This is a genomic window from Deltaproteobacteria bacterium (assembly GCA_016177765.1).
Lineage (GTDB): Bacteria > UBA10199 > UBA10199 > JACPAL01 > JACOUP01 > JACOUP01.
The window spans coordinates 117,464-129,639 of the sequence record JACOUP010000008.1 but is presented as its reverse complement, the minus strand read 5'-3'; the positions used below and the strand labels follow the sequence as shown (position 1 = coordinate 129,639).

The window sequence follows — 12,176 nt, the reverse complement described above, 5'->3', positions numbered from 1 at the left end:
GGAACACTCTTTAGAGGGAACGGTTATAATCGGCGACGGCCTGCAATATTTTTTCCTCAGCCCCAACGACGGCCCCTTTGGGTCCCTGGAAATCATTGACAAGAATGGAAAAGGCAAAAGGCCTGTTTTCCACGACCAGGTATCCGGAAAGGCAGTGGACAAAGGCCAGCGACCCTGTCTTGGCCAGGACATGGCCCTTTAATGAAGACTTCCGGTATCTCCTCTTCATGGTGCCATCGACTCCACCGATACTCAAGGAGGAGATATAAGAAAGACCGTAGTCCCGGTTTTGATAGGCATGGGCCAGTGTCTGCACCAGCTGTGCCGCCGAAAAGCGGTTTTCCAGGGAAAGGCCGGAACCATTTTCCATGATGTACGAATGGGGGGGGATTCCAATTTTGGCCAGATAGTCTTCCATGACTCTCAACCCATTGGCCGTTGTTCCGGGGGCCGAAGACTTAACGGCACCGAGGATCTTGACCAGTTGTTCGGCGATGAAGTTGTTGCTGAATTTGTTGAGCTTGCGGATGATCTCGGACAGGGGAGGGGAACGGTGTTCATATAAAAGAGCGGCATTTTCCGGAACAACGGCGAGACGGGCCTCCCCCAAGACCGGTATCCCCGCCTTTGCCAACGCCTCTTTGAAGACCTGACCGGTTGCGAGGCCGGGGTCCAGATCGTTCTGGAGTGGTGATCCTTCTTCGTCATAGGCCGGATTCATCTCGTCCCCCACGGTCGTTGCTTTTTGCAAAGCGACACCCCGGTTAAGATGCCGGAAATGACGGTTGAAGTTAAAGGAGAGGGCCCCTGTCAGGACACTGTAGAGACGTCCCGAGGCCTCTGAAAAATAGGTCATTTTGGAACGGCGGTCAAAAAAGGAGGTATCGACCAGGAGGTTTTGCTGAACGCCGCGGAGACCCAAGGTGGCCAGTTGCAGGACGATCTTTGACACCTCCTCGGTGATCAGGAGCGGGTCGCCGTACCCCTTGATCCAGAGGTTGGAGGCCCATCCTTCCTGAACGGAGTCGGCGTAGAAACGGGTCGGCAGGGTATAATCGGGACCCAAGGCGTCGAGTGCCGCGGCGGCGGTGACCAGTTTGATATTGGAGGCCGGATTTAAAAGACGCCCGGCCCCTTCTTCGAAGACAACCTCAGGCCCGCTTTCTCCGAGGGAGACTATCTGAATCGAAACCGTGGACTTTTTGAGCCTTGTCTCAAGAATAGTCCTGATATTTTTTTGAAGGCGTTCCTTGGGGGAATCACCCTTCGGCGATAGCGGTGATGCCAGGAGTGTCTGGGTAAAAAGAGCCGTTATTAAAAACAGGATAAAAGGATTGAATATTTTTCTCACCACCTTGGAACCATTATAGGCTTAAGGGCGCACACTGTCAATTTTGCCTTTAAATTTTGTTAGAGATGGGTTAGAGACGTCTGATGTCCGATATTGGAAATCTCATCATGGTTGGTTTGGAAGGGCTCTCCCTCCTTCACGAAGAGGAAAGATTTCTTTCCATGGCCAAACCGGGCGGGGTGATCTTCTTCTCCCGCAACATGGAAAACAGGCGCCAGATCCAGAAACTGATCCGCAGTCTGAAAAGGGTGACCGGGAGAAAGGACTTGTGGGTTGCGATCGATCAGGAGGGAGGGCGTATAAACCGCTGGCGGAGCGGTTTTGGACTCCTCCCCTCCGCTGAGGAGATGGGGCAGGAACTCAAAAGAACAAAGAAGGGGGGGTTGATTACCGATACCGCCCGGAAAATCGGCAAGGATCTCAGGGCGCTTGGTTTCAATCTTGATTTTGCCCCTGTCCTGGATGTCCTGACCAGTTCCGTCAATACGGTCATTGGGGATCGATCCTTCGGGAAAGATCCTGAGTGGGTCTCGAAGGCCGGAATCCTTTTTATGAAGGGGTTGGAGAGCCAGGGGGTGATGGCTTGTGGAAAACATTTTCCGGGTCATGGGGGGACAGTGGCTGGTCCTCAGGGGGATTCCCACAAGGAATTGCCGACATTGACCAGTGATCTCCAGCGTCTCAAAAAGGCGGAGTTGGTTCCCTTTGCCAGGGCGATCAAGGCCGGTATTCAGGGGATCATGACGGCCCATCTCCTTCTCCCCAAGGTTGATTCTCAACTCCCCGCCTCTCTCTCGGCGCAATTTGTCACCAGGATTCTGAGGGAACAGATGAAGTATAAGGGGGTTATTTTTACAGATGACCTCTTGATGAAGGGGGTGACGAATCATTATTCCCTGGGGCAGGCGGCCCAGCTGGCCATTCAGGCAGGGACAGATCACCTGTTGATCTGCCGGTATGTGAATGCCGCCAGTCAGGTCTATGATGCCCTCAATCATCGTCTGGCCTCCGAAAAAGGGGGGATCTTCGAGGGGCAGGTCAGACAGGCCTTGGTCCGGATACAAAAGGTGAAAAAGAGGTTTGGGTGAGCGACCCTTGGGTGAATCACCCTGAAATTGAGGTCTTGGGTCTCCAGTTTCCCTCCAGGAAAATCCCTCCAAGGGGCTAGACCATTAAAAGTAGCTTTGTTTTCAGTGGGTTATATTGCTCATGGAAGGCCTTATTTTGGCATATGGATTGCTTTAGAGAGGGGTGGAGGGATAGGTTTCATTTATGGGTGCCAAATTAGGTCCAGAAAACAGGTTCGAGGCCCAGCAAAGGGTGAATCTCAACAAGGCTGATGTAGGGGCTACTGTTGCTGTTATTCCACTGGTCCCTCTCCCGACGGATATGTCGGTTGTCACCCCTCCTGCTGACAAAGCGGTCCAAAGGGAGAGACAGGCTGAAGCGGCACGACGGACTGAAGCGGCTGGAGTAGAACAAAGGCTTGATGATCAACGAACTCTCGCTTCCCTGCGTCCCAATCCAACCGGTGAATCGGCCTTTGTTAAGGATCGGGGGGATGATGCCGCTCGTTATCTAAATCGCCTGGAGCAACGTCGGAGTGATGCCAAAGGAGATGAGAAAAGGGCTCCAGCGTTGGCAACCGCCAGAGATATTCTGCGTAACACCCCCCCTCTCCCGAGGGCCCCGGTTGTTCCTCCCAAAACTGTTGCTGAGCCCCCCGCCAATTTTCTTGTCCGGCTTTTCCGATCGATCGGGTTTGGAACCCCAAGAGCCACCGGTACTCCCCAACCGGGTGTTCCCGGAGCGGAGGGAGTCCCAGCCTCTCCCGAGGCCCAGTTTGCACAGGCCTCTCTGACGCCACGAACCGGTTTGGCGATCCCCCAGGCACCAAGGAGTCCTGGTGCCCCTGCTGGCACGGAAGGGAGTGTTGTCATTACCCATTTTTCAGGCCCTGATGATGCGGCCAATCCAGCGGCTTATCAAAACGCCTGTCAGATGACGGCTCGATTGGGGGCCCTGACGGCACCTCCGTCACAGAAATTACCAGTTCGTGACAATGGGTTACCCAAAGGGGAACCTGTCTCAAACCATGGAGAGGGGCGCGTTGTCGTTGCCGAGGTCAAAACCTTGCGAGACTTGAGGACTCGGGGTTCTGACAAGGCAACCCGCAATGGAGGCGGCGCTGTTTCTGGTCGTGGTGAACGGAGCGAATCCAGTAGTGATCTTGAAGAAGAGCTTGCGGTTCTCTCAAGAGGTGGGATTGATTTCGCCTAGGATCTTCAGCAATTTCCCTTTTTGATCCAACTTGGCCAATTCTTCGTAACCCCCGATCAGTTCGTCACCGATAAAAATCTGAGGGACTGTCCTGAAACCTGTGCGATCGACAAGGTCGTCAAATTGGTCATCCTCAGAGACATCGATCTCCTCAAAAATTATTTTTTTTCGTTTAAAAAGATCCTTGGCCATCCGGCAATAAGGACAGAGACGAGTTGTATAAACGGTTACTTTTTTCATTTTTTGAACCAATAAAATGAACGAGACCGCCTAGCCTCGCGGTGTCTTTTAAGCCCTTCCCGGTCAATTGTAAAGAGGCGACTCGATTCTTCAGGGGGGATCGGGTGGAAGACTCCTGTCGGGTCGGCAGGGTTGGCCATGCCGCCAACGCCGCAGGTCCAATCGCCGTCGCGGGTCTTTCCTTCCCCCCAATCACTGATCGCGACGACAGAGGTCAACTCGAAGGCACGGGCGACGGCGAGGCTGTGCCAAAGGGATCGAGCCGCCACCGGGCCATGTTCTTCACTGACCGATTCGGCAACAATAAAAAGGAGGTCCGGGGGTTCTTGAAGACGGTTCAGGAGACGGCTGTCCCAGGCATCGGCGCAGATAACGACAGCCCCTCTCCATCCCCTCCAGGAGAACTGGCATAGTCCAGGGACCCCTTTAATCCCCTGTTTGACCTCAGGTCCATAAGGGTTGTTTTTAAAGTAGCGACCGATGATTTCCCCGTCAGGGTCGGCGACAATACCGGTGTTCACCTTTTTCCCATGCCAATCGGTGTGAAGGGATCCGCCAATCACACAGGCCCCACTCATGGTGGCGATCTCCCGGATGAATCTTTCATAACCGATTCTGTCCTCTGTTCGGAAGAAGAGTTCCGGAAGGACCAGAAAGGAGGCCTCCGTTTTCTGCACAAGCCTTTTTGGAACCATTTCCAGGAGTGTTGTCAGATTGTGTTGGTGATCCTCCCTTTTGAGGGTGGGTTGCAGGATCTGGAGGAGACAGTGATTCATTCGGAACGGTCCTTAACTATTCCATTGAAAACAGGCAAGCCCTTCTATAGGATTCCTGCCAGTGACACCGAATACCCTTCTTTTGATCGTTCTCGTCATCGGCGCTGTCGGTATTTTCCTTGCTCTGTTGCGTTTCCGATCCAGGGGAGATGAAAATCCACTTTTGCTCCTGCAACAACAGTTGGACGGATTGAGGCAGGAATTGAGGCTGAGTTTGGAGGGGGTTGGAAGACAGGTCAACGATCGTCTTCAGGACCAATCCAAGGTCTTGGCTGAATCGGGGAAAAGCTTAAATGAGAGACTCGATAATGCCGCCAAGGCGTTTGTCTCTCTGAATAATGAACTGGGCCAACTTAAGGAAGGTTCAAAACGGATTCTGGAGGTCGGGAAGGATATCGCGTCGCTTCAGGAAAGTCTTCGCGCCCCGAAATTTCGCGGGGGGTTTGGGGAATTTTTTTTGGCGGATCTTCTCGGGCAGATCCTCCCTTCAGAAAATTTTCAGCTCCAGTATGCCTTCAAAAATGGTGAAAGGGTGGATGCCGTTGTCTTTTCGCAGGAGGGGATTATCCCTATCGATTCCAAATTTCCGCTGGAGAATTTCCGCCGGCTTGTGGCCTCTCAGACCGAGGAGGAGAAAAAAACGGCACGCAAGGATTTTGTGGGGGATGTGAAACGCCATATTGACAGCATCAGTGATAAATATATCTGCCCGGACGAGGGGACGCTCAATTTTGCCCTGATGTACATCCCGGCGGAGAATGTTTATTACGAAACCATTATCAAGGATGAGAATGGAGGGGTCTTGAGTTACGCCCAGTCCAAGAGGGTTTTTCCTGTCTCTCCCAACAGCTTTTATGCCTATCTCCAGACGATTGCGATCGGTCTTCGGGGGATGAAGATCACCTCCTGGGCGCGGGAGTTGGATGCCCGGATTGAAAGGCTCAAAGGGGACTTGACCCGTTTTTCAGAGGAATTCAGTCAGATCGGGACCCACCTCAAGAATGCCCGCGGGAAATTTGAGACGGCTGAAAAACGCCTGGACCAGCTTGGCGAACGATTAGACCAGATCGTTTTGCCGGCGGAAGAGGGGACGAAGGCACTTCCTTTGAAGTCAGTGAAATCCTGAAACCAATGCCCATCGAAAAGAGCCAAAAAACTATCTTTGCCGTATCCGATGCCACCGGTGAACTGGCGCTCTCTGCCTCTGTGGCCGCCATCCGTCAGTTCAGCCAGCCGAATGTGACGATTGCCCGCCGTTCCAAGGTGGCCACACCGGAAAACATCGCCCGCGTGGTCATGGAGGCGCATGAAAGCGGCGGCCTGATCATTTTTACCCTTGTCTCCCCCTCTCTCCGGGAACTTTTGAAAAACCAATCCGATCAGGCTGGCGTGGTGGCGATTGATCTGATGGGACCGGTCTTGGACAAGCTCTCCGAATACCTGCAGACAACCCCCTCAGACCAGCCGGGCCTCAAATACCAGTTAACCAATGAATATTTCCGCCGGAACGAGGCGGTTGAATTCGCCGTCAAACATGACGATGGTCTGGGACTGGATACACTGGGGCAGTCGGATATCATCCTTGTTGGGATATCCCGGACATCCAAAACCCCCCTTTCCATCTATCTTTCGTATCGTGGTTATAAGGTGGCGAATATCCCGATTGTCAACAATGTCCCTCCCCCCCCGGAGCTCTTTGCAGTGGACCGCGGGAAGGTCGTCGGTTTGACCGCTTCTCCCGAAAAACTAGTGGCGTTCAGGGAGCTCCGGTTGTCCAAAATGGGGCGGCCGATGTCGGAAAATTATGCGACGGTGGATCATATCCGTTCGGAACTGATCTATGCCCAGAAGATCTTTGCCCAGCTTGGGAATTGTCCCATCATTGATGTGACCGCCAAGGCGATTGAAGAGGTGGCCAGTGAAATCCAGAATGTCTTGGGGAAATAATTAATGCGCTACCAAACGGCGCGGATCGGTTCCAGGGCCTGACAGATCGTTACCTCATCCCCCCTTTTTAAGGTGTAGGAGAAGTGAGGGCCGTCAAAGTAGAGGGCTCCATTTTTCATATTGCTGATGAGGCCGGCTTTTTCTCGTGATCCAAGGATTCCTTTAAGCAGTCGAAATCGTTTTTTTTCTTCTTTATAAAGTTCCCTGACGACGTACTGAAATTTTGTCGAGGAAAGTGGGAGTTTTCGCCCTCCGGCGGAAAGCGTGGCCGCCGTCGAACCGGGGGATGGCGAGAACCAGATTCCGGAACTCTTTTGCTCCTCCCGTCGTGGCCCGATTTTGAGAAGGTAGCGGCTGGTATCGGCCGGACTGCGATTGGTAAAAAGGATGTCGTTTAATGAAAGAGGGCCGACCCTTCGGCCATTCACCTTGGCCTGGAGGCGGTGAAGGGGCTTGATTTTTGCCTTGTCTTCCCGAAGACGCCGTATCTTTTCAGAAAAATTCCCGGCCTGGGTTCGGCAGTAATAACCAACCGAGGCGGTTGGTGTTGAGTTGACCCCCATGAGGAGCCCACCCCGGAGGAAATGAGAGCTTTCCAGAAAGGTGCCATCCCCGCCAATGGTGATGACCAGGTCATAAGAAGGGAGGGGACGAAGGTGGTAGCGGAGCCTGACATCATAACGAATCCCCAGCGCCTTGAGGTCCTTTTTAACGGAGAGCAGGGTCTCCATGTGACGGTCATGGGTTTCCTTCGACTGCCAGAAGGCGACATTTTTTTTCCTGAGGAGCCGGATAAAATGTTCATCTTTGCTGTCCAACGCATGCCGTTGATAGGAGCTCTTCTTGTAAACGAGGAGAACGCGGTTGATTTTCACGCTCTATGGCCTATAACGGCGGGAGGAACGAGGCAACTATGAAAATAGCCCTTTTTGGCGGTGCCTTTGATCCCCCCCACAGGGGCCACGTCGGGATTGTGGAACACCTTTTGGAAAAACGGTTTGATCAGGTTTGGATCATCCCTTGCTGGCGTCACCCCTTGGGGAAGAAATCGCTCCCTTTTTGGAAACGGTTTCGGCTCTGCCGGCTGGCCTTTCGCCCTTTTGGGAAAAAAGTTCGTCTTCAGGATATTGAACGGAGGCTCCATCTTGACCGTTCCTGGACGGTGGAGACCCTCCGTTATTTGTGCCGAAAATACCCGCGACAGGAGTGGACCTTGGTGATCGGGGAGGATAATTACCAAAAAAGGGGGGAGTGGCGGGGGTTTGAAGAGATCGAAAAACGGGCTACTCTTTACAGGATCCCCCGGGGTCCCTCCTCCTCGATTCCCGATGTTTCCAGCACGGAGGTGCGTCAAAAGGCGGCCTTGGGAAGGGATTTGACAGGGCTGGTTCCTGACTCGGTGTGTCGTTATCTTGGGCAACATTCAATTTATTAAACGAGCAACCTTTTGTAAGACCTCACCGATAAAAAGGGTGATGATGTCAGGCAAGATCTTCAGGGGGATCCGTCCTCTTTTTTACCTTCTTTTGGTTTTGGTGACCCTCGGCGGTTGCTCGGGGGGAGGGGATAACCCTTTCCAGTTTGGTCCTGGTGGTCCGGAAGGATCCGGAAGTGAGGGGCCGCGCACCGTTGACAACAAATGTGCGGTCGATGAAGACTGTAACCCCGGGGAGAGTTGTGATGTCGTCACCGGTCTTTGTTTTCTCTCACAAAAATCAAAGTCAGCCGCCTGCCAGGCCGATGCGGATTGTGCCTCGGGTGAAGTTTGTGATCTCTCCACGGGAGAGTGTCGTGCCCCGAAAACGACCTGCCCGGGGGTCAGTTGTGATGCCGATCACTCACTCGATACCACGACCTGTACCTGTGTCAGTACCTGTGCTGTCAATTTTGAGGCCACCCTGGTTCTCAAGGGGGACAGTCCAGTCGCCGACAAGTACGATATTCCCGCGGCCTGCAGGGATTACTTTTTGGATCCCGACGAAGGCAATTACGACCCCAGTATCCATTCGGACCTCTTTTGTTGTGCCAACCCGCCCAATCCGGTAACAGACCACCGTTATGGCCACAAGACCTGTGTGGAAACGCCAGGGCAAAAGAGGGTCAACACGCTCCAATATTTTCCCGACGGGCCGGTCAAGCTGAAATTTGATCTCTCCGACCCGGCTCGTTGCCGCGTCTTTTTAGAGGCGAAAGATTTCCCCAATTATAATGTGGCAAATACGGCCCTGGATGCGGTTTTACAGATTGATGCGGGTCAGGGAGAAGGGGATTTTAGCGGTCTGACGGCCCAGGGGACATGCGTTGAAGAGGGAGGGTCCATCCGGATTGAGAATCTCAACGGCCTTCATTTCCGCGTCCGTTTTTACAATGCGGTCAATGCCCAGGAGATTGCTGATCTTAATTTCAATCCCTTTACGGATACCAGAATTTTTGGAAGCCCTCAGGCTGTTCCTCCCTTTGAAGATGACCCCCAGACACCGATTGCCGACCCGAGTGGTTTGAGTCTCACCACCGGTTCGGCGACAATCCAGCCCGGGGTTCCTCCGCCCGGTCTGAATGAGAGTCCTGTCGGGCCGGTAACAACTACCGGTTCCCCCCTTCGCTATGATGCCGGAACGAATACAAGCCATTTGAAGATTGTGACAGGGGTGCCGATTTCCAACCAGAGTGCAGGACCTTTTGGGGGCCAGCTCTATTCAGAACTAGGGGGGGCCGCCCTCGCGGCCGATATCGAAGGGAATGTGACCACCCCCAATGGTGAACCGGTCACCTCACTGGCCGATATCCGGGCGAGTTGTGGTTCCGGAGAGCAACCGCCAACTCCTCCGCAATTGGCCCTTTCTGTCAAACATTCATGGCCGGCGAGTGGAAGTTCTGCGGAAGGGGAGGAAGGGGTTTCGCTCACAGGAAATTCCAGCCAGGGTTTCGCGGGCACGACTACCTTTAAGATTCATCCCTATCGTGCGCGTGAAGAGGAAGCCGACGTCAACCCGTATTATAACAATGCGGATGTCCGTAGCCGTTTTGAGATTCAGGAAATCGTTGTCATCAAAAATGAGGCGACTGCCGGCAATCTTTCCCTTCAGCCGGTGATCACCCCTGCCGACGGGGCTTTCCAGTTGGCAGGGACGCTCGCGGCCACCGAACTCGCGCCGGGCGAGTCAATTCCTGTTCCAATTGTCTTCAAACCGACGGAGGGGATTTCTGGTTGCAATGCCTCTGGTTCGTGTGAGTCTCTCTTCACCCTCTCGGGCAACCGGTTGACATTGACCCTTAAAGGGACCGGAAGTGCCCGGGCCGGGAAACTGGTCCTCTCCGAGGTGAACAAAGAGACACCGCCTCCTCCCAGTTGCCTTAATTCGGAATATGGTTCTGATTGCGGGGCGGTATCACCGGTGCCGGTTGCGGCTAATGACAGGACGGATTATGGCCGGGTGTTGCAAAATAGTTGCCGGAGCAAGGTGTACCGGGTGGCCAATCTGGGTGTCCTTGACGCCGGGGCGATTTCTTTACCCCTGTCTGACGCCACCGGCTTTTTTACGCGTGGCCAGATCAGGCAGGCGGACCCTACCTCCAGTCCGCCAAGGGTTACTTTCCAGACCGCCCCGGCGATTAGTGGCTCCCAAATTCAGGCGGTCAGGCCGACTCCGGACCGGGATGTTTTCTTTTACCTTCGTTATTGCCCGACCTCTGCGGGGGCCTCGGATACCCATCAATCCCAGTATTCGGTCAGTTCCAATACGGGAGGGTTTTCCTTTAACATGAAGGGGGTACGGGATGCCCAGACCGATGCCGTCACGCATATTTATATCAGTGATTTTCATTCCTTTGCGGACGCTACCTGTGCCAATGCCCCCAAACCGGCCGATCTGATCGCCCCCAACGGTCGTTGCCTCTACAAGGTTCAAGGGGCGTCGGCTACCGAAGGGGATTTCAGCCTCCGTTCCGACAGCACTGTTCGCGACGTTTACCTCGTGAACGGGAAGGCGAGTGCTGGTGCGGACAGCCTTCATGTGACAACGGTGCCCGCAACGTCTGAAGGCGATTTCGATTTTACCAAGAATGCCGGTTTGCCAGCCTCTTTTGATCTCAAACCATGTACAGAGCAACCGGGATCGGGCGGTTCACGCTGCCTCAGTACGGTTCGTTGTACAGAGGCCGGCGCGGCCGCTTGGTGCAAAAAGGTGGGGACGGTCCAATTCAATTATGATCCAGGGGTTTCCTTTGCCATCAAGAATAAAAACCTTGTCTTTCAGGCAACCTCACTCCGGTCTGCCGGAGCGGCCAACTTTACGGCACACCTGAAGGGGGCGATGGGGGGACCCAATGGTCCAGGGACGCTTCATGTCGGTCGGATCTTTGCCGGATTCGCCCCCAAGCTTGCCAATGCGGTTGGGATTGCCTCTAGCGTTACACCAGGACAAGTGGCCAAGGCCCGTCTGAACGGTTTACCCGGGACACCCGATGCCGCTATCGACCGATTCGCCATTGCCGTGACTGTCAATCCGGCCGCCGGGGAGATCAGTATCCCTGGGGTGAACACCCCTGTCCCTGCCGATATTTCCCAGAGGAGCCCCAGCGGGATCAGTCTCTTTAACGCCCCCGGTTCTTCAGAGAGCACCAGCGAGTTTCTCTACTCCTTCCAGTGCCATACCTCCAACTGCCGGTACTTTTCGGCCTATCTGGCCAAACGCTGCCTCTTGTACAATGACGGGGCTTGCGTTCTGGATAACAGCACTCCTCCGGATGCCAGTTATAACAACGGTTCCCGGGGTTTTTATGGGTCCTACAGTGGCGGGGATACCCCTGTCCAGGCCCTCCACCCGATAACACGGGCGAACGATCTCCGGAACTCGCTTTCCAACGCCGATGCCACATTGAAAGGTTTTTATGATCCGGTGACCGGAGAGATGACCTTCAAGAACAACGCAACCTTGCGTCTCTTTAGCCCGGATACGCCCCTTTTCAGGACCCGTCGTGTCCCGGATGCCGATGTGACGGTTGAAATCTCTCTGACGACCGAGTGTGTTGATCCTTCCCTCGTCCCCCGTCTCTCGACCCTGAGGAGGGAATTCTTCCCGCTCAATACCGGTGCCCAAACGGGCCGTTTTGAAAGAGGGGTGGATAGTTCCATCCTGAATCCGGTGGTGACCAACAGCATTATTAATTCCACCGATGGTCTCTCTTACTATGGGCCAAATCCGCTCCCTCCCTATGTGGCCGGTGCGGAAGGGGGCGTCCCTTCGCAATGCGCCTCGGGGACACTCCATGGCCGCAGGATGTGGGCCGGGACCGATCATGCCGCCAATATTGATAACACAGCGACCCTCGACAAGGTACGGCCGGCCCGAGATACGGACCCCCTGAACCCGGCGACCAACCGGTTTGCCGGGCCCAATTTTGACTTGGCCGGGATCGGTTTGATGAGAGGGAACCAGAACGAGGCGAGTAACAGCGTCATTTATCTGATCATCAAGGCCTGCCTTGGAGGCCCCAATGAGGCTCCAGGGAGCAACGCGTCATGTCAATAATTTTGAGGGCAACCTTTTCATGAGGGTACCGATAATTCTGAGTAGAGGGGG

Annotated in this window: 10 protein-coding genes; 6 read left to right on the top strand and 4 right to left on the bottom strand. The window is 54.2% G+C overall.

All coding sequences use genetic code 11. From position 1 onward, the window contains the following. Window positions 1-10: 10 nt before the first annotated feature. Window positions 11-1,354 (bottom strand): D-alanyl-D-alanine carboxypeptidase/D-alanyl-D-alanine-endopeptidase, encoded by a 1,344-nt coding sequence (gene dacB, locus HYS22_03015; GenBank protein ID MBI1909124.1) that lies wholly within the window; start codon window positions 1,352-1,354, stop codon window positions 11-13. Window positions 1,355-1,434: 80 nt separating this feature from the next. Here dacB and nagZ point away from each other — a divergent pair, with 80 nt between their 5' ends. Beyond that, the gene (gene nagZ / locus HYS22_03010; protein MBI1909123.1) at window positions 1,435-2,439 is read left to right on the top strand and encodes a beta-N-acetylhexosaminidase; all 1,005 of its coding nucleotides are present in this window, start codon (window positions 1,435-1,437) and stop codon (window positions 2,437-2,439) included. Between the two features lie 184 nt (window positions 2,440-2,623). After that, window positions 2,624-3,631: a hypothetical protein gene (locus HYS22_03005; protein ID MBI1909122.1), complete on the top strand. Its 1,008-nt coding sequence runs from the start codon at window positions 2,624-2,626 to the stop codon at window positions 3,629-3,631. On the opposite strand, the gene grxC is transcribed toward HYS22_03005, so the two are convergent. Together grxC and HYS22_02995 are read right to left on the bottom strand one after the other, a co-directional pair. Continuing rightward, window positions 3,605-3,871: a glutaredoxin 3 gene (grxC, locus tag HYS22_03000; protein ID MBI1909121.1), complete on the bottom strand. Its 267-nt coding sequence runs from the start codon at window positions 3,869-3,871 to the stop codon at window positions 3,605-3,607. The two genes, HYS22_03005 and grxC, sit on opposite strands and share 27 nt — an antisense overlap. Then, window positions 3,868-4,647 carry a carbon-nitrogen hydrolase family protein gene (locus HYS22_02995; protein ID MBI1909120.1) on the bottom strand — a complete coding sequence of 260 codons (780 nt, stop codon included), beginning with the start codon at window positions 4,645-4,647 and terminating at the stop codon, window positions 3,868-3,870. The genes grxC and HYS22_02995 overlap by 4 nt, the downstream gene beginning before the upstream one ends. Before the next feature lie 61 nt (window positions 4,648-4,708). Between HYS22_02995 and HYS22_02990 the strand changes: the two genes are divergently transcribed. Both HYS22_02990 and HYS22_02985 read left to right on the top strand, forming a co-directional pair. Further along, window positions 4,709-5,773, top strand: coding sequence for a DNA recombination protein RmuC (locus HYS22_02990; protein ID MBI1909119.1), 1,065 nt, complete (start codon window positions 4,709-4,711; stop codon window positions 5,771-5,773). 5 nt (window positions 5,774-5,778) lie between these two features. Beyond that, window positions 5,779-6,594: a kinase/pyrophosphorylase gene (locus HYS22_02985; GenBank protein ID MBI1909118.1), complete on the top strand. Its 816-nt coding sequence runs from the start codon at window positions 5,779-5,781 to the stop codon at window positions 6,592-6,594. An 8-nt stretch (window positions 6,595-6,602) separates the two neighbouring features. On the opposite strand, the gene HYS22_02980 is transcribed toward HYS22_02985, so the two are convergent. After that, window positions 6,603-7,469, bottom strand: coding sequence for an NAD(+)/NADH kinase (locus tag HYS22_02980; GenBank protein MBI1909117.1), 867 nt, complete (start codon window positions 7,467-7,469; stop codon window positions 6,603-6,605). Between the two features lie 38 nt (window positions 7,470-7,507). Between HYS22_02980 and HYS22_02975 the strand changes: the two genes are divergently transcribed. Both HYS22_02975 and HYS22_02970 read left to right on the top strand, forming a co-directional pair. Next, a complete protein-coding gene (locus tag HYS22_02975; protein ID MBI1909116.1) occupies window positions 7,508-8,029 on the top strand; it encodes a nicotinate-nicotinamide nucleotide adenylyltransferase in 522 nt (173 codons plus the stop codon). Between the two features lie 40 nt (window positions 8,030-8,069). Beyond that, window positions 8,070-12,125, top strand: a complete 4,056-nt coding sequence (locus tag HYS22_02970; GenBank protein ID MBI1909115.1) for a hypothetical protein — start codon at window positions 8,070-8,072, stop codon at window positions 12,123-12,125. Window positions 12,126-12,176 lie beyond the last annotated feature (51 nt).